The following is a 21,739-nucleotide window of genomic DNA, read 5'->3' as shown; positions in this document are numbered from 1 at the left end:
GGCGATCTCATAGCGCAATTAGCCCTGTTTGACCAGTCGCGCACAGAAAAAGCCATCCATCCCGCCAATATCGGCCATATGGGTTGGCAAAATGCGCAAGGCTCCGTCGGGCGTGATCGCCTCGCCCCAGCCGCCCAGTTCGCCCGCCGTAATCGGCTTGCGGGCATAACCGGGATGATCGGCCAAAAAGGATTTGATCTGATGCTCGCCTTCATCGGGTTGCAGCGAACAGGTGCAATAAATCAGTTCCCCGCCCGGATTAAGCAATTTATCCGCCTGTTGCAGCAGCTTTTGCTGAATCGGCAGCAGGGATTTCATCAAACGGTCGCTGTCGCGCAGCAAGATATCAGGATGGCGGCGAATGGTGCCGGTCGCCGAACAGGGCGCATCGACCAGAACGCCATCGGCACGCGGCGCATCAGCCGCCAGATCGGTGGCATCGCCGGTGACCACGGCGGCGGCAAGGCGCACCCGTTCCAGATTGTCAAATACCCGTTTCAGGCGGCCTTCGGATTTATCAACGGCAATGGCACTGGCCCCGCGGGACGCCAGTTGCATGGTTTTACCGCCGGGGGCGGCGCACAGATCATAGATCGTTTTGCCATCATAGGCGGAAAACAGTTTGGCCGGCAGGCTGGCACTGGCATCCTGCACCCACCATGCGCCGTCACCATATCCCGGCAAGTCGCGAATGCGTTGCCCCGATTCAAGGCGCACCGTACCGGTTGGCAGGATAATGCCGTCCAGCTTGTCGGCCCAAAAGGCAATCTGGTCATGGTCGCGGATTGTCAGGTCGAGTTTGGCCTGACCCAGTGAAGCCTCGCAAATCGCCTGGGCGGTGTCATTGCCATAGGTCTTTTTCCAGACCCCGCGCAGCCATGCCGGAACGTCAAGCTGCCAGGCCTCGATACCATCGGGCAGGTGATAACCATCGCGCTGAATGCCGCGCAGTACGGCATTGACCAGTTTGGTGTATTTGTGCAGCCCGACATTGCGCGCCAGACTGACGGTGCTGTCGATGGCGGCATGATCGGATGTTTCCATAAACAGCAATTGTGCAACACCAAGGCGTAGCACGCTGGTCAGGCGGGTGGCGGTGCGGTCCTGCGGCGGTTGATAGCGCAAATCCAGCATCGCATCGATTTCGCCCAGATGGCGCAAGGTACTGCCCAGCAATTGCCGCAGAAAATTGCGATCCCGCGAAGGTAGACCATAGCTGTGCTTGGTCAGCAATTCGTCCAAGGTGATTTCGCCGCTGCGGATTTCCTGAAGCACCTTGAGCGCCAGCGCGCGCGGATCGGCGGCATCGAGTGTTGCCGGTTGCGCGGCCGGGCGTTCTGGCGGGGGCGAATAAGGTCTGCGACGGTTGGGCAAAAGCGATATCTCCGATGGGATTTAACCTTGAGGTTGCCTGTAATTAAGCGCCCGTGGCAAGGGTGTAAAGTACCGATATGGCTGAAAAGCCTTGCGATTGGCGCATGCCGTCGCTATTCCGGAGCATTGCTGGTCGCCACAGCCACTAAAACAGGGTTCAGGATGTCTTTTGTCGCATTAGCCGTTTTTGCCGGGGGCCTTGTGATTGCCAGCATGCTGGCAACGCGGATGGTGCTGGTTTATTTGCGCAGCAAGGCGATTCTCGATATGCCCAATCACCGATCCAGCCATGCCGTGCCGACTCCGCGTGGCGGCGGTCTGGCGGTGACACCCCTGTTGCTGGTGATGGCGGGCGGGGTGTTTGTCTGGGCTGATGCAGGGGATATCGGGCGCTGGGTGATGCTGGCCGCTGCCGCCGGGTTGGCGATGATCAGTTGGCTGGATGACCGGCGAAATTTGCCCGCCCGGATCAGGTTTTTGTGCCAGATTATTGCGGTTTCCTGCGGCCTGTCGGCGATCAGCGGCCCGGTTTTGCAAGGGTTGGTGCCGTTGTGGCTGGATCATGTTCTGGTGGCGCTGGCTTGGATCTGGTTTGTCAATCTGTTCAATTTCATGGACGGGATCGATGGGATCAGTGGCGTTGAAGCCGGATCAATCGGCATGGGTCTGTTTATCCTGATGCTGCTGGCGCCAATGGTCGGGTTTGTCGATCTGGGGATTGTCGGGCTGGGGGTTGTGGCGATCATGCTGGGATTTCTGATGTGGAACTGGCACCCGGCAAAGCTGTTTATGGGCGATGTGGGGTCGGTGCCGCTGGGCTTTGTACTGGGTTGGCTGTTATTGGAACTGGCCGCGCGGGGGATGTGGGTTCCCGCACTGATTTTGCCATCCTATTATCTGGTGGATGCAACCTTCACCCTGATCAGGCGTGCGTTGCGCCGGGAAAAAATCTGGCAGGCGCACCGGCAACATTTTTATCAGCGCGCCACGCAACGCGGGCTGGGCCATGCGCAGGTATCGACCCTGATTCTGATCGGCAATCTGGCCCTTATAATGGTGGTGTTTGTTCCCTTGCCCGATCCGTCGCCCTTGTTGCGGGTCGGTCTGGCCTGTCTGGTGGTGGGGGGACTGGTGGCAGCCTTGCTGTGGTTGCCCTTGCCGCGCAAGGGCATAGGACAGTCAACGGGTGATTGAAACAGGGTAGCGCTCCGGTTTTCTTGACTTGTCGTGATGGCAGGGCGAAAAGGATGTTTCCTGTGCGCCAAAAGCGCGGATAACACAACAACGAGCAGACAGGTCCGGGGACGAATGTCGCGATATCTTAAGCGCAGCCATATTGCCTTTCTCCATGACGTGTTCATGGCGGCGGTGTCTTTTCCGCTCGCACTTTATCTGCGTGTTGGCCCGGTGCTGCCTTATTATCCGCTTGATAACATGATGCTGGCGACCGGTGTTTTCGCCATCGTCGGCGGGGCGATTTTCTGGTTGCTGGGGCTGTATCGCGGGGTGTGGCGTTATGCATCCCTGGGCGATCTGGCGCGGATTGCCCGGGCGGTAACGATTTCGATTGCCATTCTGTTTGCCTTTTTGTTCCTGACCACAAGGCTGGACTGGTTACCGCGATCCACCCCGATCATTCAGTGGTTTGTGCTGATGGCCTTGCTGGGTGGGCCGCGACTGATTTATCGCATGGTCAAGGACCGGTCAGTGTCTTATGGCCTGATCAGGCAGGGCGGGCATCGGGTGCCGGTTCTGGTGATCGGGGCCGGGGACGAGGCCGAATCTTTTATCCGCGAAACTCGCCGGTCAGGCGAAACGCCGTTTGAGGTGGTGGGTCTTGTTTCGATCAGTGATGGCCGGGTCGGGCGGCATATTCACGGCGTTAAGGTCCATGATACGGTTGACCGCCTTGACGAGGTGCTGCGCAAAATTGCCACCCGTAAAAACGCCGTGCGTCCGCAAAAACTGATTCTGACCGGCGATGCCCTGCGTCACGAGGATATCGGGCGTTGGGTCGAGATTGCCGATCAGAACGGCATGGCCCTGGCGCGCCTGCCAAAAATAAGCGACCTGCGCGAAGGCATTGCCGATCCGCTGCAAATCCGGCCGGTGGCGATTGAAGATTTGCTGGGCCGTCCGCAGGCACGTCTGGATCGGGAACGGGTACGTCATATGATTGCCGGTCGCCGGGTTCTGATCACCGGGGCGGGGGGGTCTATCGGTTCGGAACTGGTGCGTCAGATTGCGTCTTATGGTCCGGCACATCTCGTTTTATTCGATGCCGGGGAATATAATCTTTACGCGATTGACATGGAAATGGCGGAAAAATTCCCTGATTTGTCGCGTGAAAGCCTGTTGGGTGATGTGCGCGACCGGTTGCGGATTGATCAGGTATTTGACCGCACCCGCCCTGAAATCGTGTTTCATGCCGCGGCCTATAAACATGTGCCGCTGGTTGAACATAATCCCAATGAAGGCATCCTGACCAACACGCTGGGCACGCGCAATATTGCCGAAGCCTGCCGGGCGGCCGGGGTGGAGACGATGGTTCTGATTTCAACCGACAAGGCGGTGAACCCGGCCAATGTCATGGGGGCGTCGAAACGGCTGGCGGAATGTTATTGTCAGGCACTGGAAACCCTGCCGGTCGGGCAGCGCGGCCCGACGCGCTTTGTCACCGTGCGGTTTGGCAATGTTCTGGGATCAACCGGATCTGTGGTGCCGTTATTCCGGCGACAACTCGAAGAAGGCGGGCCGCTGACCGTTACGCATGAAGGCATCACCCGTTATTTCATGACGATTGCCGAGGCGGTGGAACTGGTGTTGCAGGCAGCCCAAATGGGCCGCGATGGCGTGACCGAGGGTGGCAAGATTTTCGTTCTGGATATGGGGCGTCCGGTCAAAATCATCGATCTGGCACGTCAGATGATCCTGCTGGCCGGATTGCGACCGGGCAAGGATATCGACATCAGGGTGACCGGTCTTCGCCCCGGTGAAAAGCTGTATGAGGAATTGTTCCACGATTCCGAACCGCCCGAGGCCACCGAAACCGACGGGGTGATGCTGGCCTCCCCGCGTGTGGTCGATTATGCTCTGATCGCAAAAGTGTTTGACGAACTGGCCGACAGCGCATCGCAACGCGATACCGTTCGCACTCTTGAACTGGTTTCGCGGCTGGTGCCGGAATTCCAGTCGCCGGAATTTGGCGTCAATTCGATTTTTGCGGCCCGGCAGCACCAGGATCATGACACCGGGATTGTTCAAAAAGGCACGGCGTTGCCGTAAATTTGGGCAGCATTGGCCCTGTGCCAGTGCAATAGCCGCCCTGCAACAATTCGGGGTCCACATTTGCGCCGTTGCGTGATATTGATCCGCGCGAATTGGGGCCTGGCCCTTCATCCCCTTTGTTGCATGAAAGCGAAGCCAAGATGACTGCCCGTATTGCGCGCGCGCTGATTTCCGTATCCGACAAGACCGGTCTGGTCGCATTTGCCCAAGCCCTGCATGCGCAGGGTGTTGAAATCCTGTCAACCGGCGGGTCGGCCAAGGCGATTGAAGCCGCCGGTATTCCAGTTACCGAAGTGGCATCCCATACCGGTTTTCCCGAAATCATGGATGGCCGTGTCAAAACCCTGCATCCGAAAATTCATGGCGGCCTGTTGGGCCGTCGTTCTGTTTCCAGTCATATGCAGGCTATGACAGACCACGATATTGCCCCGATTGATCTGGTGGCGGTCAATTTGTATCCGTTCGAGGAAACCGTTGCGAAAGGGGCCGATTTCGACACCTGCATCGAAAATATCGATATTGGCGGGCCGGGCATGATCCGGTCGGCGGCGAAAAACCATGAATCGGTGACGGTGATTGTCGATCCGGCCGATTATGATCACGTGATTGCCGAAATGCAGGCCAATGACGGCGCAACCAGCCTTGAAACCCGTCGTGCGTTGGCGGCGCGTGCCTATGCCCGCACCGGGGCCTATGATGCGGCGATTTCATCGTGGTTTGCCGGGCAACTGGGCGAAACCTTCCCGCAACGCCTGAATGTTTCGGCGGAATTGAAACAGACCCTGCGTTATGGCGAAAATCCGCATCAGGAAGCCGCGTTTTATGTCAGCGGCAAACAGCGCCCCGGCGTTGCAACCGCAAACCAGCTTCAGGGCAAGGAATTGTCATTCAATAACCTGAATGACACCGATGCCGCCTTTGAACTGGTATCCGAATTTGCCGACAAACCGGCGGTGGCAATCATCAAACATGCCAACCCGTGCGGCGTTGCCGAAGGCGACACGTTGCTGGACGCCTATCACAAGGCCTTGTCTTGTGATCCGGTATCGGCGTTTGGCGGAATTATTGCGGTTAATCGCACACTGGATTCGGCAACCGCCGACGAAATCGCCAAACTGTTTGCCGAAGTGGTGATTGCCCCCGATGCCGATGACGCGGCGCGGGCCGCCCTTGCGGGCAAAAAGAATTTGCGTGTGCTTCTGACCGGCGGCATGGCCGATCCAAAACAGGCCGATATGACCCTGCGTTCGCTTGCGGGCGGATATCTTTTGCAGAATCGCGATGCGGGCCGGATCGAACGCGATGATCTGAAAGTCGTTACCAAACGTACGCCCAGTGCGCAGGAACTTGACGATCTGCTGTTTGCCTTCCGGGTGGGTAAACATGTCAAATCCAATGCCATTGTTTACGTTAAAGATGGCAAGACGGTTGGCATTGGCGCCGGTCAAATGAGCCGTGTTGACAGTTCGCGCATTGCCGCATGGAAGGCCGAAGAAGCCACCAAAAACGCCGGTGAAACCGAATTGCGCACCAAAGGTTCGGTGGTATCGAGCGATGCCTTCTTCCCGTTTGCCGATGGTTTGCTGGCCGCGGTCAAGGCCGGGGCAACGGCGGTGATCCAGCCGGGCGGCTCCATGCGTGATGAAGAAGTAATTGCCGCCGCCGATGAACATGGCATCGCCATGGTCTTTACCGGCATGCGGCATTTCCGGCACTAAAATGAAACGTTTGGCATCGGATGAAATACGAAGGCTGAAAAAGCTTTTGGCAGAGTGGCAGATGCCGAACGGAATGGAGAAATTGGTCGGGCAGGAGAACAATAATCTCGGCTCGACCCACTTCTTTAATCAGAGTGGTCTGGATTTCCTTCGTGATGCATGGATTGCGGCCGAGTTTGGCACTTTAAGGAGAGCTGAAAAGGTAAGACTTGTTTCCGATAATTGGCCGGATTTTGAGCTTGTCGTTGCTGGATGTGTCGAAGCTTTTGAAGCTGTCTGGCCTGCCTGTCATCGGCGACAATGTAGCTGATTGGGAATTTCATTGACGCAGAGATCGTCAATAAACATAATGTACCTTGCGTGATACATTATGGGCTCATATGAAAAAGATTCAGGCTTGTTTCTACAGATCAGCAGGCGGAACGGAACCCGTCCGGGAATTCATCAAAGAGCTTTCGCTTGACGACAAAAAAGTCATTGGTGTGGATATCGCGACTGTTGAATTTGGTTGGCCGGTTGGGATGCCGACATGCCGTCCTTTGGGGGACGGATTGTGGGAAGTGAGAAGCCGGATTTCCGATCAAAAGATCGCCCGGGTCATTTTTTGTATCGCAGACGGAAAAATGATTCTGCTGCATGGTTTTATCAAGAAAACCCAAAAAACGCCGAAACCGGATATGGACCTTGCCAAAACGCGCAAGAAGGAGATGGATCAATGACCAGCCAACATATTGGATCTTCTTTTGACAGTTTTCTGGATGAAGAAGGTATTCGCGAGGAAGTCGAGGTTACTGCGGTCAAGCGTGTTTTGGCATGGCAAATTTGCGAAGCGATGAAAGAACAAAATCTGACCAAAACCATGATGGCAAAGCGTATGATGACCAGCCGGGCCCAGCTTGACCGGCTGCTTGATCCAGAGAACGACAAGGTTCAGCTTGATACGATTCGTCGGGGTGCTGCCGCCGTTGGACGCAAATTGCGTCTGGAATTAGCGTAAGATATTTAACATTAAAAAACGCTGCAAACGGTAATGCGTTTGCGGCGTTTTTGTTTGGTGGCATTGGGTAAATCAGGCCGCCGGTCGGGTATTGTTATTGGTTGCCGTGGCGTCAATCGTGGGGGCGCCTTCGATTGGCAAGGGGGCGACCGGTTGTGATTTTTCGGTGGCCGGATCGTTATGAACCCGGAGGGGCGCGCGCCAGTCGATGCTGCCAAAACTGTGGCAGGATGGGCAACTGACCGACCATTTGTCGGTTTCAGCCCCGCATGCGCCACAGCGCCAGTCCGGATCGGGATTGGCATGGCTGGCCTTGACCAGAAGGTCGCGGGCCCTGGACGAATCATTTTTCTCCCGAAATTCCAGATCGGCCAGCAAACGGTAATGGCGGGCCTGGGTATTATGCGCCATTGCCTTTTCCAGATGGTTGCGGGCCAATCCCCACAAATCGGCCTTAAGGGCGGTCTCGGCCAGCAAAATGTGGCTTTCCGGATGATCGGGGTTGGTGGCAATCAGTTTTTCAACGGCCTTGACCTGTGACAGGGCATCGCCATCAAGGCTTTCAAGATACAGCGCGCCCAGCGCCCCGCCGGGGGCCACCCGCCAGATCGCCATAATGGCATCGCGGGCCTTGGCGGGCTGTTTGATATCGATATCCAACCGGGCAAGAAGGACTGCCGCCCCCATAAAATCGGGATGGGCATTGAGCGCCTTGCGCAGTAATTTGACCGCCTCGGCATTTTCACCATCCGTAATGGCGTCCTCGGCCTTGGCCGTAATCAGAAGGGCGCGGCGGCGCGATAATTCAACTTCGTTAAAGACTTCGGCCTTTTGTGCATCAACCAGAAGCGACAAGGCGCGATCCCAGTTACGCACTCCTAGCAACAAATCAAACAACGTCACCAGAACCGATGGATTGCGCGGGCGCAACCGGTGGGCGCGTTCGGCATAATCAAGCGCAGATTTGCGGTCATTGGTCTTGAGAGAAAGTTGCAACAGCCCGCGCAGCCCGAAAAAAGCCGAATCCGGTTGTTGCAGCATGGCGTCGAATTGCCGTTTGGCGGCGGCGTCATTCCCATCCAGTTCGGCGGCCTGTGCGGTCAGAAGACGGGTTAAGGTATCGTCTTCAAGATATTTATCGACCGCACGGGTATGTTTAAGCGCCTGACGCACATCGCCCGATGCCAGTTCCAGCAGGCCCATCGTCAGGGCTTGCTGGCCCTTTTTGCGGCGACGGCTGCCCAGAAGGCGGCCCAGCCAGCCCGGCGAATGGGAAATCGCCGACCATGTCCGCCACAGCAGCATCAGAACCATCGTCAAAAGAACAAGGCCAAGCACCACCATGCCGACCGATCCGTCAAAACGATATCCCAGCCAGACCACTGTCATTGTGCCCGGATTATTGGCAAACCAGACCGTGCCGGTGACAAGGGCAGCTGTTGCGAGAATAAACAGGGCAAGCCGGATCATTGGCCGTCTCCTGTACCGGTCAGAAGGGTGATGGCGCGTGAACTCAGGGTGGCAAGTGATGTGTCAATGGTCTGACGATCCTTGGCGCGGGTCAGCCAGGGGGCAATCGCCTGTTGGGCATTTACCCCTTCGACCCCTTCAAGGGCGGTGATGGCGGCATCAAGATCGTTATGTTCCAGTGCCTGTTCGGCACTGGCAAGACGGCCATCAAGGCTTTCCTGCCCGGCGACATCAACCCGGCGGACCGGAAACAGTTTTTGTAAATTGGCCAGTGTTGCATCCAGAACCGAACCGGAATGATCATCGGTGCTGGCGCGGATGGCTTCCTGCGCAATTGCCGGGAAGCTTTGGCGCAAATTCTCGATGGTGGGTGCGCCGGTATTGGCGAAAGGTTTCAACAAAACAATCTGTTCGGCAACCAGCGGGTCATCGGTGCCGCTGCGTTCAAGCTGATTGAGGGCGACCTGAAACGGTCCGCCACGCTGTACGGCATCGCGCAGGATGGCAACGGCAATGCCAATTGCCTGCCCGCGGCCTTCGATTCGCAACCCGGCGGTGGCCCGGACTTCTTCTTCCATTGTCGCCAGTCGCGCCGACATATCGCGCATTTCCGATGCCACACCGGCCAGTTCGGCTTCGACCCGTGCCAGTTCGGCAATCGGGGCGGTGCGGGTTTCGATTTCGGCCATGCGTTGTGCCACGGTATTATTCAGGCTGTCACCCTGATCCTGATCAAGGCGCTCGCGCAGGGCGCTGATGGTGCCTTCAAGTTCAGACAACCGGGCGGTCAGACTGGGATCGACAATGACCTCTTTGTCTTCGGCGGTGTCCGGTTCCGATGACAGGGTCGGTGATGCCGGTACAGCAGGCAGGATATCATCCGAGGCAGTGTCGGTATCGGTGACGGTTTCGTCCGACGGGATGTTGATATCGGGGGTCGGGGCGGGCGTGTCGGACGCGGTGCTGTCTGTGCCGCCATTGGCGGCATTGTCAGGTGCCAGTGCCCCGATCAGCGAAGAGGGCAGGACCGTGGTCAAAGTTGGTTCGGCATGGTGCCACCATCTGTCACGACCGGCCCATGCCGTGATAATTATCAGGCCGATAATGGCAATGATCCATAATAATCCGCCGCGTTTTTTCACTGGTTTTGCCGGAACGTCATCTTTTTTGGCCGATTTCAGGTCTGACTGGCCGGGCTTGATCGTCCAGTTGTCAGGCTTTTTATCATCGGCTTTTTTGTCGTCCGGGGCTTTTGCCGGACCGGAACCTGTTGTGCCTTGTGCGGCATTCGGGGCGGTTTTTTGTGCCGGATCAACAGACGCGTTGCCCTGACTGTCGATTGAAATCGTTTCAGACGGGGTTTCCGGTTTGGCGGCAGCGGGTTTTGGCGTTTCTGGTTTTTTCACGGGCGGACCATTGCAGTTTGCGGTTGTTCCGAGACGCCCTGTGGCGCAGGAAATGTCAGGCGATAACAGATGCTAGCGTCAGAAGAAGGTGTTCTTGTGTCGGCTGTCGGGCAACATGTATCTCCTGCCATGTAAGGGGCGAAAGCCGGTCTTTCACGGCCTGGCTCAGACAAAAGGCCTGAATGTGCCGGATGGCCGCATCCATTTTATAATGCGCCACCACCTTAACAAAGCTTTGTGCCGTTCGGGGAGAGAAAAATAAAACGGCATCAATCTGGTGGCGGGTCAGCGCGTCCAGAACTTCCGGGGAAAAATCATTGACCGGTTGTGCTTCATACAGCGTTTCGCGCCGGATTTCATATCCGGTCCCGGCCAGCATGGTGGCCAAATCCCCGGCGGGCTGGCTGGCGGCGGGGTGATAAAGGCTGCCTTTGTGCGGATCAATCTTTGCCGTGATCAGGGCGGCAAGATCCTGAATATCGCCTGCGGCACTTTGAATATCGTCAAATCCAGCCATGCGTGCCATGCGGGCGGTGGCATCGCCGACCGACAGAACCGGCAAATCACGTCGTTCACACGCGGCGACAAAGGCCCGTACGCCATTGGCCGATGTAAAAACCAGCGCCTGCACCCCGAACAAATCAATGTCAGAGGTGCGAGGCGTCAAAACGATTTCCAGCATCGGTGCAGACAGGGTGCGATAGCCATACCCCTGCAAGGCTGCCAGCAATCCTTCGGAATCGGCAACGGGCCTTGTGTTGAGGATCAATGGGGGCATTTATCCTCCTGTCTGTCTTTTCTGTCCGCTCAGGCGGTAATAAAATCAGGACCGCCGCGTTCTTTCAGTTCGTTACCGGCATCCTGTCCGGCGGCCACGGCCTTTGCGGTATCAGGGTTGGCAATCAGACGTTCAGTATCAAGCCGTTCGCTGCCATCCGGGCGGATGATGGTAACGCGCAGGCGCATCTGACCATCCGGGCGGAATTCGGCAAGGGCGGCAATCGGCGTGCGGCAGGAACCGTCAAGGGCGCGAAGGGCCGCCCGTTCGGCGGCAACGCGCATCGCCGATGTTTTGCTGTGCAAGGGTGTCAACCAGTTGGCACATTTGCTGTCATCTTCGCGAATGGTGATGCCAATCGCGCCTTGGGCAACGGCCGGCAGCATGTCATTTTCCGAAATGGCTGCCGTGGCGACATCCGGGCGGCCCAGCCGGTTCAGACCGGCCATCGCCAGAAGGGTGGCATCTACCTGACCTTCTTCAAGCTTGCGCAGGCGGGTTTGCACATTGCCGCGAAACGTGATGACTTTCAGATGCGGGTATTTGTTGAGGATCATGGCCTGACGGCGGAGCGAGGCCGACCCGATGACCGATCCTTCGGGCATTTCGGCAAAGTTTTTATATTTCAGCGAAATAAACACATCGCGCACATCTTCGCGTGGCAGGATAGTTGGCAAAATCATGCCATCGGGCAGGATGGTCGGCACGTCTTTCATGCTGTGGACGGCAAGGTCGATTTCGCCACCCATCAGGGCATCGTCGATTTCCTTGGTAAACAGGCCCTTGCCACCAATTTCCGACAGGGCGCGATCCAGAATTTTATCGCCGGTTGTGGTAATGACAACAATGTCGATGGCATTTGGCCCCGACAATTCAGGATGGGCGGCCGCCAGTTTGTCACGCACTTCATGCGCCTGGGCCAGGGCAAGTGGCGAACCACGGGTTCCAATTCGGAGTTTTGCTGTATCTGTCATAATGTCGGGTTGTAATCCGGATCAGGCGTGGAAACAAGGTGTTGTGGCAAATTTCAAATCATCTGCAAGGCGTTAAAATACCGGTCTTTCGGGGTGCGTGCCGGGATGCAACACGCAGATATGTTGCGCCGGGGGTGGAAAGCATCCTGTGTTTGGGCTACATGATCGCAAGATGCCCTGCCTTGATCAGGCGCAATTTTTGAAGAACCGGACGCGAAAACCATGATTGTTCTCGGGATTGAAACCAGTTGCGATGAAACAGCGGCGGCGATTGTCAATGACCGCCGCGAAATTCTGGCGAATCGCGTCCTGACGCAACTTGAAGAACACAAACCCTATGGCGGGGTGGTGCCCGAAATTGCCGCACGCGCCCATCTGGAACATCTTGATGTGCTGGTGGCGATGGCGATGGATGATGCCGGGCTGGATTTTGCCGATCTGGATGCCGTTGCCTGCACTGGCGGGCCGGGGCTGATTGGCGGGGTGATGGTTGGGACCATGACGGCCAAGGCCATCGCCTTTGCCGCGCACAAACCGTTTATCGCGGTCAATCATCTGGAAGGCCACGCCCTGACGGTGCGGCTGACCGATGATGTGGCATTTCCCTATTTATTGTTGCTGGTCTCGGGCGGGCATTGCCAGATTTTGATTGTTAAAGGGGTCGGTCAATATAAACGCATTGGCACGACGATTGACGATGCCGTCGGCGAAGCCTTTGACAAAACCGCGAAAATGATGGGGCTGGGTTATCCCGGTGGTCCGGCGCTGGAACAATTGGCAAAAAAGGGCGATCCGTTGCGATTTGGCCTGCCGCGGCCCCTGCGTGGGCGTCCCGGTTGCGATTTTTCATTTTCGGGTCTGAAAACGGCTGTGCGGATTTATCTGGACGGTTTTCCGGTCGAACAGCAAACCGATACCGTCAAGGCCGATCTGGCGGCATCGTTTCAGCGGGCGGTGGGGGAAACCCTGATTGATCGCACGCGCAACGCTGTTTATCAGTTCATGAACGAACATCCCGGCGGCACGACATTGGTGGTGGCAGGCGGGGTGGCGGCCAATCAGTATTTGCAGACCCGCCTGACCGAACTGACAGATCAGGCCGGGTTGAAACTGGTGGCCCCTCCGATTGCGCTGTGTACCGACAATGCCGCCATGATTGCATGGGCGGGGCTGGAACGGTTCCGTCTGGGCGAACAGGACGGGCTGGATTTCAAACCCCGTCCGCGCTGGCCGCTGGACCCGGATGCCCCCAAACGACCGGGTGCCGGGGTCAAGGCATAAAGACAGAATCAGGATATCAGGGACATGGCGCAAAAACATATCGGGATTATCGGTGGTGGTGCGTGGGGGACGGCATTGTCAATACAGGCGGTGCGTGCCGGTGCGTGCGTCAGTTTGATGCTGCGCGATGCCGGTCTGGCGCACCGGATCAATGAAACCCGCGAAAATGATCTTTACTTGCCGGGCATTGCCTTGCCGCCGGACATCCGGGCATCGGTCGATGCGGTTGATCTTTTGCAATCGGATGTGGTGTTGCTGGTCACCCCGGCCCAGCATTTGCGTGCGACACTTGCACCGCTGGCAGATCGTTGGCCCGCCGGATTGCCCGCCATTATCTGTGCCAAGGGCATTGAAAAAGACACCGGGGCGCTGATGGAACAGGTGGTGGGTGAAACCCTTGGGTCTTCTGTCCCGGTTGCGGTTTTATCCGGTCCGACCTTTGCCCAGGAAGTGGCAACGGGTTTGCCTGCGGCCCTGACGCTGGCATGTCGGGATCGGGCGTTGGGCAAAAAACTGGTCGATATGATCGGTACCCCGGCCTTTCGTCCCTATTACAGTTCAGACGTTACCGGGGTCGAGGTGGCGGGGGCGATCAAGAATGTGCTGGCGATTGCCAGTGGCGTAGTGGCCGGATTGCAGCTGGGCGATAATGCGCGTGCTGCCCTGATCACACGCGGGCTGGCGGAAATGTCACGTCTGGCAATTGCGATGGGCGGGCGGGCCGATACCATGATGGGGCTGGCGGGTCTTGGCGATCTGACCCTGACCTGCACCGGGGCGTTGTCGCGCAATTACAGTTTCGGTGTGGCGTTGGGGCAGGGGCGCAAGGCCGCCGATATTCTGGCCGAACGCCGCAGCGTGACCGAAGGGGTGGCAACGGCCGCCTCGATCACCGCTGTTGCCGGAAAATACGGGGTCGAAATGCCGATTTGCAGTGCGGTGGACCGGGTTGCCAATCACGGGGCGGATTTACCGGCAACGATTGCCGCCTTGTTGCAGCGGCCCTTTCGCGATGAACGGGAAAATGACTGAGCCTGCCGGATGGTTGGGCTTGAGCGTTGGCACCGACTCTGTCAGTTTGGCGGCAAGGTTTTTATTTTTTGCAAGGAAGATCCGACATGCTGTTTTATATCCGTTGTGTAGACAAACCCGGCCATCTGGCTGTGCGTAAGGCCAACCGCGAGGCGCATCTGGCCTATATCCGCGATGGTTTTGCCGACAAAATCATCGCCGCCGGGCCGACACTGGACCCGGATATGGAAGGCATGAACGGGTCGGTTTTTATCATTGATCTGGAAAGCCCGGCAGCAGCGGAAACCTTTACCGCCAATGATCCCTATGCCAGGGCCGGTCTGTTTGAATCGGTGGTGATCCGGCCGTTTAAAAAGGTGTTCTAGGCATGGCGTACTGGCTGATCAAAACCGAACCGGCAAGCTGGTCGTGGGACGATCAGATGCGCAAGGGTGTCGAAGGCTGGAACGGGGTGCGAAATTATCAGGCCGCAAATAATTTGCGGGCGATGAAAAACGGCGATCTGGCGTTTTTCTATCATTCCGTCAGCGAAAAAAGCATCGTCGGCATTGTCGAGGTGGTGCGCGAAGCCTATCCCGATCCGACGGACGCCAGCGGCAAATTTGTGCAGGTTGATGTCAAAACACACAAATCGTTCGCCCGTCCGGTCAGTCTTGCCGATATCAAGGCCGATTCGCGCTTTGCCGATCTGGCCCTGTTGCGGCAATCGCGCCTGTCGGTTGCGCCGGTGGATGAGGCATCGTGGCAGGCGATTTGCGCGATGGGCGGGGTATCGGCATGACGGCCTTGCCGCCTTCCGGCACGGTTTTATGTGATTTGTCCGATCTGGATGCTACCGGGGCCCGTGAATTTTCCTTTGGTGAAAGAATGGACCGGATCGGTGTTTTCGTCGTCCGCCAGAAGGATGAGGTTTATGGCTATATCAATAGCTGCCCGCATATCGGGGTGCCGTTGAACCTTGAAGCCGATGAATTTATCAGCGATCTGGGCCATGACATCATTTGTTCAACGCATGGGGCGCGGTTTCGCATATCGGATGGTTTTTGCCTTTCCGGCCCCTGCGCAGGCGACGCGCTGGAGCCGGTGGCGGTGATCCTTCAGGATGGCAAGGTGCTGTTGGCCTGACTGATAATCACATCGACGTCAAATCGACCAGATCATCAAGATGACGTGTGATGATGGCCAGTTGATCCGGGTTTGACAGACGATGATCACCGCCCTTGATCAGATCAATCCGGACATTTTCTGATGCGATTTTTTCACTCAGCCTTATCGCGGTAGGCCACGGTACATCCGGGTCCGCCATACCATGGACAAGGCGCACCGGGCAGGCAAGCGGGATCATATCGCGCAGCAACAGGCGGGTGCGGCCATCCTTGATCAGGTCACGGGTGATGGTATAGGGATCATCGCCATAGTCGGTTGGTTCGGTCAGGGCACCTTTTTCCATGATCGCCTGTTTTTGCGTCTCCGAAAACTGCGCCCACATCAAATCTTCGGTAAAGTCGGGGGCGGCGGCGATTCCCAGAAGGCCACGCACCCGGTCCGGGCGGGCAAGGGCGGCCAGCAACATGATCCATCCCCCCATTGACGACCCCACCAGAATTTGCGGGCCGCTGGTCACTTCGTCAAGAATCGCAATGGCATCGTCGGCCCATTTGCCAATGGTACCGTCCTTGAATGCGTCTGATGATTGTCCGTGACCCCTGTAATCAAAGCGGGTATAAGCCAGCCCGCACGCGACACAATGTGCTTCAAGATGGGTGGCCTTGCTGCCGGTCATGTCCGACATGAAGCCGCCCAGAAACAAAATGCCGGGCTTTTGTGTTGATGCGCTGTTTGCAGTATTGCCGGGGGTCGTGTGGTATGCGATTCTTGCCCCTGCGGACCGGTCAAGGAACTGAAGTTTCAGCATGTTATCTGTCATCTGGGCAAGATTTCCTGGATGCGAGTGGTTAAGGTTGGATGAGCGCGTCACAAAACGAAACCCAGTCAGTCTATCGTCCGGAACCGCAGACGCAAGGTTCGGGCTATCGTCCGGCTGTCATATTGCAGGTATTGCCCGAACTGGAAACAGGCGGTGTTGAACGCGGCACGATCGATATTGCGCGTGCCATTGTTGATGGTGGCGGGGTTGCGCTTGTCGCCTCTCAGGGCGGGCGGCTGGAACGCGAACTGGAACGGGTTGGCGGGCGACATATCCAGTTGCCGCTGAAATCGAAAAACATTTTTACCATGCGCCGAAATGTCGGTGCGCTGGTTGATCTGATCCGGACCGAAGGGGTGGATATTATTCATGCCCGGTCCCGCGCCCCGGCATGGAGCGCGCTGTTTGCCGCACGTCGCACCAAAATTCCGTTTGTCACCACCTTTCACGGCACCTATTCGGGTTATAATAACCCGATCAAGAAACGATATAATGCAGTGATGACGATGGGCGATCAGGTGATTGCCATTTCCAATTTTATCGCCACCCATATTCGCAGCCATTATCACGTTGACGAAGATCGCCTGACCATTGTGCCACGGGGCACCAATATCGATCTGTTCAATCCCGAAAATGTGAGTCAGGAACGGCTGATTGCCCTGTCGAACCAGTGGCGCCTGACCGGCGAGGAATTTGTCGTGATGCTGCCGGGGCGTTTGACGCGCTGGAAAGGGCAAATGGTGTTGATCGAGGCAATGCCAAAGGTTCTGGAAGAACTGGGGCATCGCAATGTGCGCTGTTTGCTGGTCGGTTCCGATCAGGGGCGTACCGGCTATCGTGATGAACTGATTGCCCTGACCCGTCGTCTTGGATTGCAGGATATTGTCCATATCGTCGATCATTGTTCGGATATGCCTGCGGCCTATATGCTGGCCGATGTGGTTGCCTGCCCGTCGCTGGATCCCGAGGCCTTCGGCCGCGTACCGACAGAAGGCCAGGCAATGGGGCGACCGATTGTTTCGACCGCCCATGGCGGGGCGCTGGAAACGGTTTTGCCAGGGGAAACCGGGTGGCTGGTTTCGCCGGGTGAAGTCGGGCAGCTTGCCACGGCCCTGACTCAGGTTTTGCGTCTGTCGCCGGAACGCCGGGCATCGGTTGCCCAAAAAGGCCGGGATCATGTGGTGGCGCATTTTTCGTTGACGCAAATGGCGGAAAAAACGCTGGCTGTGTATGAAAAGGCGTTGCGCCGTATTGTCAGGAATGTGGTATGACGGATCAGGAAACGGGGATAATTACGCCCGATGATCGTCCGGAAATGTCGGCTGCGCCAACCCAAAAACGCATTCTGGTGATCAAGCTGAGTGCGCTGGGCGATTTTGTTCTGGCAATGGGGCCGTTCAATGCGATTCGCGATGCCCATCCCGATGCGCATATTACGCTTTTGACAACCCGGCCTTATGTCGATCTGGCGCGGTCTTGCGGAACGTTCGATGCGGTGGCAATTGACCGTCGCCCCAAAATGACCCAGCCCCGTCAGGTTCTGGCGTTGCGCCGGTTTTTGCGCAATGGCCGGTTTGACCGGGTTTATGATTTGCAAACATCGGACCGGTCGAATTTTTATTACCGTCTGCTGTGGCCGGGGCCGCGTCCCGAATGGTCGGGCATTGCCCGGGGCTGTTCCCATCCGCATGCGAACCCGGATCGCGATACCCTGCACACGATTGAACGTCATGCCGATCAGTTGCGCATGGCGGGCATTGCCCATACGCCGTTACCCGCGTTCAAGCCGCAGGAATGCGATCTGACACAATTCGGAATCAGAAGCCCCTATGTCCTGATTTGTCCGGGCGGGGCACCGCATCGTCCTGAAAAGCGTTGGCCTGCCGAACGGTTTGGCCTGCTGGCCAAGATGCTGGCGGATTACCGGCTGACACCGGTGCTGATCGGTACCGACAAAGAAGCCGATGTTCTGAGAAAAATTGTCGATATGTGCCCCAAGGCCCGCGACCTGATGGGGCGGACCGGGTTTCTGGATATTGCCGGTTTGGCGCAACGGGCGGTGCTGGCGATTGGCAATGATACCGGACCGATGCATATTGCCACCGCCGCCGGTGCGCCGTCGATTGTGCTGTTTTCACGCGACTCGAACCCCAAAATGTGCGCGCCGCGCGGCCACGGACCAGAAGCGGTCAGCATCCTTCAGGAAGGCGATTTACGCGATCTGGCCAATACGCGGGTTTTTGATGAAATTCGGCGGCGCCTTAATCTGGTGGATTAAGGGGAATCCGGGTTTTGGCATGACACATATCCGACCTGTGGACGCAGGCCGGATTTTTAATCTTGACGATTTCCCGTATATGAGAATATTTCTTTTATATGGAAAAAAATACGTCGCATCACAGCAATTTCGACCATCAGATCGCCCGGCGGCTCAAGTCCCTGCGAACAGATCGGGGCTGGTCACTGGATGATCTGGCACAGCGCAGTAAAGTCAGCCGTGCCACCCTGTCTCGGCTGGAAAATGCCGATGTCAGTCCGACGGCGCATGTGCTGGGCAAATTATGTGCGGCTTATGGTCTGACGATGTCGCATCTGATGCGGATGGTCGAGGATGATTTTGTCCCGCTGGTGCGCCGGGAAGCCCAGCCGGTCTGGATTGATCCGCAAACCGGGTATCAACGCCGTTCGGTGTCGCCCCCGGCCCGCAGTCTGGCGGGGGAAATGCTGGAATGTGAATTGCCGCCCGGCACGCACATTGCCTATGACGATCCGCCGCGGTCAGGGTTGGAACATTATCTGCTGCTGATCGGGGGGCAGTTGCGCGTGACCCTGGATGGGCACACCCACGATCTGACCCCCGGCGATTGCCTGCGTTACCAGCTTTTTGGCGCCAGTATTTTTACGACTCCGCCGGATTCGATGGCGCGCTACATCCTGTTTGTGCTGTGAGGCAATATGACCGATATCATCCTGCGTATTTTTGATGCCGACACTATCGAACGTAACATCGACGCTTTGGCGATGCTGCTGCATGATTGTGTGCATGACGGGGCCAGCATCAGTTTTGTCTTGCCACATACCCCCGATGACAGTGCGGTTTTTTGGCGCACAAAAGTCCTTCCGGCGGTGCGGGCGGGCGGGTTGTTGGTGCTGGTGGCGGAACGAAGCGGTCTCATCGTCGGATCGGTGCAGCTTGATTACGATACGCCGCCCAATCAGCCGCATCGGGCAGAAGTACGCAAATTGCTGGTGCATCCGGATTTCCGGCGGCAGGGAATCGCACGGGCCCTGATGGCGGATCTGGAAATTCGGGCCGGGGCGCTGGGGCGCAGCTTGCTGACGCTCGATACCCGCACTGGCGATCTGGCCGAACCGCTTTATATCTCGATAGGATATCAGGTGGTCGGCATCATTCCGGGATTTTGCCGTGATCCCAGGATCGACAAGATCGATTCGACAACGATCCTGTACAAGGATTTTGCGTCGCAAGTGCCGGTGTAACCGCGAAAAAAGTTTCATTTGCGGTCCGGGGCCGGGGGGATCGACTCCGGATGCGGGCCTGCCTCTCCAATTGCCTGAAAATCATTGCTTTCTGGCGGATGCTGGCTATGCTACACAATGCTTTGCCCGGTGCTTTTGTGAGTGCCGGATGTGCCTCGTTTCTCTGCTTTCTGTTTTGATTACTAAAGGAGACTATCCATAGTACGACCACGCAAGCCGATGCAGCCGACCAAAGAAGGTCCGCGCGTCAATCAGGACATCAAAGCTCGTACCATCTGTGTTGTCGACGCTGAAGGTAACCTGTCCGAGCCAATCACCGTCCGCGAGGGCATTGATATGGCGATGGAAGCTGGTCTTGACCTCGTCGAAGTCGCACCAAATGCCGAGCCCCCAGTTTGCAAGCTGATCGATTTTGGCAAGTTCAAATACGAATTAAGCAAAAAGCAGAACGAGGCCAAAAAGAAGCAGAAGGTTATCGAGGTCAAGGAGATCAAACTCCGGCCAAATATCGATATTCACGATTACAATGTGAAACTGCGTGCGGCGCAGAAATTTATCGGCGGTGGTGACAAAGTAAAAGTTACCCTGCGTTTCCGGGGACGTGAAATGGCGCATCAGGACCTTGGTCTTGCCATGTTGCAGCGTTTTTCCGGCGATCTTGAAGATATCGCCAAACCGGAAATGATGCCGAAAATGGAAGGCCGTTTGATGATCATGGTGCTGGCGCCGCGTTAATTCGCGGCGTTTTGCCCTGTACCGAAAGGACGTGCCGAGATGGGCGCAGGCGAAGGACTTCTTGTCATCGGAGTCGATGATGATGCCAAAAGTCTTGTGTTGCTCAAACGGATCGTTGAAAGCGGCGGTTATCGTTTTATCGGTGTGTCTTCCGGTGCGGAACTTCTCAAAATGCTGGGCAAGGAAACACCGCGCATCATCCTGATGGATATCATGATGCCGGTGATGAACGGTTTTGAAACCGCCTTGCGGGTGCGGACCGGGTTTCCGCAAATGGCGACCGCCATCATCTATGTCACCGCCCGTCAGGGCGAAGAAGATTTGCGCGGTGGCGTTGCCGCCGGGGGCAATGATTTTGTTCTCAAGCCGGTCAATCGTGAAAAACTTCTGAGCCGAATCGAAAAATGGGTGGGCCGCGCCCATACCATCAATACAGCGGTCTGAGGCTCCAATAACCGGGGTTTAACGGTCCGGTTTGGCTTTGCTTTTGTGAAATCCCCGAAAACCGGCAGATTTTCTGGCGAAAAGCTGCTTGATAAAGCCAAAGGCGGAGTCTATAAGCACGCGTCCCCAAAACAGGTGGTGAGGCTGGAAGGATTAAGTTCCTTCAGGGCATGCCCAGCCGCCGTGGGGATTTCGATGTAAAATTGCTTATGCAAGGATAGAAAAATGCCCAAGATGAAGACCAAAGCGAGCGTCAAAAAACGCTTTAGCCTGACGGCGACCGGCAAGGTTCGTCGCAATGTTGCCAACAAGCGGCATTTGCTGACGGCGAAACCGACGAAGATGAAACGACAGGCGCGTGGCACCGAGATCATGTGCGACGCCGATGCGCGTATCGTCAAAAAATTCCTGCCGTACGGCTAAGGCGAAAGAGAGTTAAAAAATGGCTCGTGTAAAAGGGGGCGTGACATCTCACGCCCGTCACCGCAAGGTTATTAATGCTGCCAAGGGTTACCGCGGCCGCCGCAAGAATACTTTCCGCACCGCAGTGCAGGCCGTTGAAAAAGGCATGCAATATGCCTATCGCGACCGCCGCGTCAAAAAGCGCCAGTTCCGCAGCCTGTGGATCCAGCGCATCAACGCCGGTGCCCGTGAAAATGGTCTGAGCTACTCGCAGTTCATGAATGGCCTCAAAAAGGCTGGTGTTGAACTCGACCGTAAAGTTCTGGCCGACATCGCTGTACGCGAACCCGAAGCCTTCAAGGCTCTGGTGACCCAGGCGCAGGCTGCACTCGACTGATAAACCTTTTTTAAA

General features: G+C 56.8%; 25 protein-coding genes. 19 read left to right on the top strand and 6 right to left on the bottom strand.

The annotated features are described in order from the left end of the window. Positions 1-18: 18 nt before the first annotated feature. Positions 19-1,374, bottom strand: coding sequence for an RsmB/NOP family class I SAM-dependent RNA methyltransferase (locus Q8O73_RS13325; RefSeq protein ID WP_305558654.1), 1,356 nt, complete (start codon positions 1,372-1,374; stop codon positions 19-21). A 162-nt stretch (positions 1,375-1,536) separates the two neighbouring features. Between Q8O73_RS13325 and Q8O73_RS13320 the strand changes: the two genes are divergently transcribed. From Q8O73_RS13320 to Q8O73_RS13295, 6 genes are all read left to right on the top strand, one after another. Next, on the top strand, positions 1,537-2,568 hold the full coding sequence (locus Q8O73_RS13320) for a glycosyltransferase family 4 protein (RefSeq protein WP_305558653.1): 1,032 nt from the start codon (positions 1,537-1,539) through the stop codon (positions 2,566-2,568). Between the two features lie 114 nt (positions 2,569-2,682). Beyond that, positions 2,683-4,659 (top strand): nucleoside-diphosphate sugar epimerase/dehydratase, encoded by a 1,977-nt coding sequence (locus Q8O73_RS13315; RefSeq protein ID WP_305558652.1) that lies wholly within the window; start codon positions 2,683-2,685, stop codon positions 4,657-4,659. 143 nt (positions 4,660-4,802) lie between these two features. After that, on the top strand, positions 4,803-6,380 hold the full coding sequence (gene purH, locus Q8O73_RS13310) for a bifunctional phosphoribosylaminoimidazolecarboxamide formyltransferase/IMP cyclohydrolase (RefSeq protein WP_305558651.1): 1,578 nt from the start codon (positions 4,803-4,805) through the stop codon (positions 6,378-6,380). 1 nt (position 6,381) lies between these two features. Beyond that, entirely contained in the window at positions 6,382-6,690 is a 309-nt protein-coding gene (locus Q8O73_RS13305; protein ID WP_305558650.1) for a hypothetical protein, read from the top strand. Positions 6,691-6,760: 70 nt separating this feature from the next. Beyond that, a complete protein-coding gene (locus tag Q8O73_RS13300; RefSeq protein WP_305558649.1) occupies positions 6,761-7,099 on the top strand; it encodes a type II toxin-antitoxin system RelE/ParE family toxin in 339 nt (112 codons plus the stop codon). Then, entirely contained in the window at positions 7,096-7,377 is a 282-nt protein-coding gene (locus tag Q8O73_RS13295) for a Fis family transcriptional regulator (protein WP_305558648.1), read from the top strand. Before Q8O73_RS13300 ends, Q8O73_RS13295 begins: the two co-directional genes overlap by 4 nt. A 72-nt stretch (positions 7,378-7,449) precedes the next feature. Here the strand turns inward: Q8O73_RS13295 and Q8O73_RS13290 are convergent, their stop codons facing one another. The 4 genes from Q8O73_RS13290 to hemC are packed head-to-tail and all read right to left on the bottom strand — an operon-like array spanning position 7,450 to position 12,005. Next, positions 7,450-8,847 carry a heme biosynthesis protein HemY gene (locus tag Q8O73_RS13290; protein WP_305558647.1) on the bottom strand — a complete coding sequence of 466 codons (1,398 nt, stop codon included), beginning with the start codon at positions 8,845-8,847 and terminating at the stop codon, positions 7,450-7,452. After that, positions 8,844-10,253: a COG4223 family protein gene (locus tag Q8O73_RS13285; RefSeq protein WP_305558646.1), complete on the bottom strand. Its 1,410-nt coding sequence runs from the start codon at positions 10,251-10,253 to the stop codon at positions 8,844-8,846. The genes Q8O73_RS13290 and Q8O73_RS13285 overlap by 4 nt, the downstream gene beginning before the upstream one ends. Positions 10,254-10,308: 55 nt before the next feature. Further along, on the bottom strand, positions 10,309-11,031 hold the full coding sequence (locus tag Q8O73_RS13280; RefSeq protein WP_305558645.1) for a uroporphyrinogen-III synthase: 723 nt from the start codon (positions 11,029-11,031) through the stop codon (positions 10,309-10,311). 29 nt (positions 11,032-11,060) lie between these two features. Next, complete coding sequence (hemC, locus tag Q8O73_RS13275; protein WP_305558644.1) at positions 11,061-12,005, bottom strand: hydroxymethylbilane synthase; 945 nt, start codon at positions 12,003-12,005, stop codon at positions 11,061-11,063. 222 nt (positions 12,006-12,227) lie between these two features. On the opposite strand from hemC, the gene tsaD reads away from it, so the two are divergent. The 5 genes from tsaD (at position 12,228) to Q8O73_RS13250 (ending at position 15,443) form a co-directional block, all read left to right on the top strand. Next, the gene (gene tsaD, locus Q8O73_RS13270; protein WP_305558643.1) at positions 12,228-13,286 is read left to right on the top strand and encodes a tRNA (adenosine(37)-N6)-threonylcarbamoyltransferase complex transferase subunit TsaD; all 1,059 of its coding nucleotides are present in this window, start codon (positions 12,228-12,230) and stop codon (positions 13,284-13,286) included. Positions 13,287-13,310: 24 nt separating this feature from the next. After that, positions 13,311-14,318, top strand: coding sequence for an NAD(P)H-dependent glycerol-3-phosphate dehydrogenase (locus Q8O73_RS13265; protein ID WP_305558642.1), 1,008 nt, complete (start codon positions 13,311-13,313; stop codon positions 14,316-14,318). An 86-nt stretch (positions 14,319-14,404) separates the two neighbouring features. After that, positions 14,405-14,683: a YciI family protein gene (locus Q8O73_RS13260; protein WP_305558641.1), complete on the top strand. Its 279-nt coding sequence runs from the start codon at positions 14,405-14,407 to the stop codon at positions 14,681-14,683. Between the two features lie 2 nt (positions 14,684-14,685). Beyond that, positions 14,686-15,099 carry an EVE domain-containing protein gene (locus Q8O73_RS13255; protein WP_305558640.1) on the top strand — a complete coding sequence of 138 codons (414 nt, stop codon included), beginning with the start codon at positions 14,686-14,688 and terminating at the stop codon, positions 15,097-15,099. After that, positions 15,096-15,443: a Rieske (2Fe-2S) protein gene (locus Q8O73_RS13250; RefSeq protein ID WP_305558639.1), complete on the top strand. Its 348-nt coding sequence runs from the start codon at positions 15,096-15,098 to the stop codon at positions 15,441-15,443. The genes Q8O73_RS13255 and Q8O73_RS13250 overlap by 4 nt, the downstream gene beginning before the upstream one ends. Before the next feature lie 7 nt (positions 15,444-15,450). Here Q8O73_RS13250 and Q8O73_RS13245 read toward each other — a convergent pair whose 3' ends face one another. Next, positions 15,451-16,245, bottom strand: a complete 795-nt coding sequence (locus tag Q8O73_RS13245; RefSeq protein WP_305558638.1) for an alpha/beta fold hydrolase — start codon at positions 16,243-16,245, stop codon at positions 15,451-15,453. Positions 16,246-16,283: 38 nt separating this feature from the next. Between Q8O73_RS13245 and Q8O73_RS13240 the strand changes: the two genes are divergently transcribed. From Q8O73_RS13240 to rplT, 8 genes are all read left to right on the top strand, one after another. Then, entirely contained in the window at positions 16,284-17,516 is a 1,233-nt protein-coding gene (locus Q8O73_RS13240) for a glycosyltransferase family 4 protein (RefSeq protein ID WP_305558637.1), read from the top strand. Between the two features lie 44 nt (positions 17,517-17,560). Beyond that, complete coding sequence (locus Q8O73_RS13235) at positions 17,561-18,523, top strand: glycosyltransferase family 9 protein (RefSeq protein WP_305558990.1); 963 nt, start codon at positions 17,561-17,563, stop codon at positions 18,521-18,523. Between the two features lie 98 nt (positions 18,524-18,621). Next, positions 18,622-19,194, top strand: a complete 573-nt coding sequence (locus Q8O73_RS13230; protein WP_305558636.1) for a helix-turn-helix domain-containing protein — start codon at positions 18,622-18,624, stop codon at positions 19,192-19,194. A 6-nt stretch (positions 19,195-19,200) separates the two neighbouring features. Next, the gene (locus Q8O73_RS13225) at positions 19,201-19,746 is read left to right on the top strand and encodes a GNAT family N-acetyltransferase (RefSeq protein WP_305558635.1); all 546 of its coding nucleotides are present in this window, start codon (positions 19,201-19,203) and stop codon (positions 19,744-19,746) included. A 219-nt stretch (positions 19,747-19,965) separates the two neighbouring features. Continuing rightward, positions 19,966-20,481: a translation initiation factor IF-3 gene (infC, locus tag Q8O73_RS13220; protein WP_305558634.1), complete on the top strand. Its 516-nt coding sequence runs from the start codon at positions 19,966-19,968 to the stop codon at positions 20,479-20,481. Positions 20,482-20,520: 39 nt separating this feature from the next. Next, positions 20,521-20,925, top strand: coding sequence for a response regulator (locus Q8O73_RS13215; RefSeq protein WP_305558633.1), 405 nt, complete (start codon positions 20,521-20,523; stop codon positions 20,923-20,925). Positions 20,926-21,150: 225 nt separating this feature from the next. After that, positions 21,151-21,348 (top strand): 50S ribosomal protein L35, encoded by a 198-nt coding sequence (rpmI, locus tag Q8O73_RS13210; protein ID WP_305558632.1) that lies wholly within the window; start codon positions 21,151-21,153, stop codon positions 21,346-21,348. A gap of 19 nt (positions 21,349-21,367) precedes the next feature. After that, on the top strand, positions 21,368-21,724 hold the full coding sequence (rplT, locus tag Q8O73_RS13205; protein WP_305558631.1) for a 50S ribosomal protein L20: 357 nt from the start codon (positions 21,368-21,370) through the stop codon (positions 21,722-21,724). Positions 21,725-21,739: the final 15 nt, after the last annotated feature.

It is taken from the genome of Thalassospira sp., from assembly GCF_030690045.1.
Classification (GTDB): Bacteria; Pseudomonadota; Alphaproteobacteria; order Rhodospirillales; family Thalassospiraceae; genus Thalassospira.
This window is presented reverse-complemented; position numbering and strand designations above follow the sequence as displayed.

What these genes read in the sequence shown, in the direction of transcription:
- Q8O73_RS13320 (WP_305558653.1), top strand. Translation starts at nt 1,537, where the DNA reads ATGTCTTTTGTCGCATTAGCCGTTTTTGCCGGGGGCCTTGTGATTGCC.
- Q8O73_RS13315 (WP_305558652.1), top strand. Translation starts at nt 2,683, where the DNA reads ATGTCGCGATATCTTAAGCGCAGCCATATTGCCTTTCTCCATGACGTG.
- purH (WP_305558651.1), top strand. Translation starts at nt 4,803, where the DNA reads ATGACTGCCCGTATTGCGCGCGCGCTGATTTCCGTATCCGACAAGACC.
- Q8O73_RS13305 (WP_305558650.1), top strand. Translation starts at nt 6,382, where the DNA reads ATGAAACGTTTGGCATCGGATGAAATACGAAGGCTGAAAAAGCTTTTG.
- Q8O73_RS13300 (WP_305558649.1), top strand. Translation starts at nt 6,761, where the DNA reads ATGAAAAAGATTCAGGCTTGTTTCTACAGATCAGCAGGCGGAACGGAA.
- Q8O73_RS13295 (WP_305558648.1), top strand. Translation starts at nt 7,096, where the DNA reads ATGACCAGCCAACATATTGGATCTTCTTTTGACAGTTTTCTGGATGAA.
- Q8O73_RS13290 (WP_305558647.1), bottom strand. Translation starts at nt 8,847, where the DNA reads ATGATCCGGCTTGCCCTGTTTATTCTCGCAACAGCTGCCCTTGTCACC.
- Q8O73_RS13280 (WP_305558645.1), bottom strand. Translation starts at nt 11,031, where the DNA reads ATGCCCCCATTGATCCTCAACACAAGGCCCGTTGCCGATTCCGAAGGA.
- hemC (WP_305558644.1), bottom strand. Translation starts at nt 12,005, where the DNA reads ATGACAGATACAGCAAAACTCCGAATTGGAACCCGTGGTTCGCCACTT.
- tsaD (WP_305558643.1), top strand. Translation starts at nt 12,228, where the DNA reads ATGATTGTTCTCGGGATTGAAACCAGTTGCGATGAAACAGCGGCGGCG.
- Q8O73_RS13265 (WP_305558642.1), top strand. Translation starts at nt 13,311, where the DNA reads ATGGCGCAAAAACATATCGGGATTATCGGTGGTGGTGCGTGGGGGACG.
- Q8O73_RS13260 (WP_305558641.1), top strand. Translation starts at nt 14,405, where the DNA reads ATGCTGTTTTATATCCGTTGTGTAGACAAACCCGGCCATCTGGCTGTG.
- Q8O73_RS13255 (WP_305558640.1), top strand. Translation starts at nt 14,686, where the DNA reads ATGGCGTACTGGCTGATCAAAACCGAACCGGCAAGCTGGTCGTGGGAC.
- Q8O73_RS13250 (WP_305558639.1), top strand. Translation starts at nt 15,096, where the DNA reads ATGACGGCCTTGCCGCCTTCCGGCACGGTTTTATGTGATTTGTCCGAT.
- Q8O73_RS13245 (WP_305558638.1), bottom strand. Translation starts at nt 16,245, where the DNA reads ATGACAGATAACATGCTGAAACTTCAGTTCCTTGACCGGTCCGCAGGG.
- Q8O73_RS13240 (WP_305558637.1), top strand. Translation starts at nt 16,284, where the DNA reads ATGAGCGCGTCACAAAACGAAACCCAGTCAGTCTATCGTCCGGAACCG.
- Q8O73_RS13235 (WP_305558990.1), top strand. Translation starts at nt 17,561, where the DNA reads ATGTCGGCTGCGCCAACCCAAAAACGCATTCTGGTGATCAAGCTGAGT.
- Q8O73_RS13230 (WP_305558636.1), top strand. Translation starts at nt 18,622, where the DNA reads ATGGAAAAAAATACGTCGCATCACAGCAATTTCGACCATCAGATCGCC.
- Q8O73_RS13225 (WP_305558635.1), top strand. Translation starts at nt 19,201, where the DNA reads ATGACCGATATCATCCTGCGTATTTTTGATGCCGACACTATCGAACGT.
- infC (WP_305558634.1), top strand. Translation starts at nt 19,966, where the DNA reads ATGCAGCCGACCAAAGAAGGTCCGCGCGTCAATCAGGACATCAAAGCT.
- Q8O73_RS13215 (WP_305558633.1), top strand. Translation starts at nt 20,521, where the DNA reads ATGGGCGCAGGCGAAGGACTTCTTGTCATCGGAGTCGATGATGATGCC.
- rpmI (WP_305558632.1), top strand. Translation starts at nt 21,151, where the DNA reads ATGCCCAAGATGAAGACCAAAGCGAGCGTCAAAAAACGCTTTAGCCTG.
- rplT (WP_305558631.1), top strand. Translation starts at nt 21,368, where the DNA reads ATGGCTCGTGTAAAAGGGGGCGTGACATCTCACGCCCGTCACCGCAAG.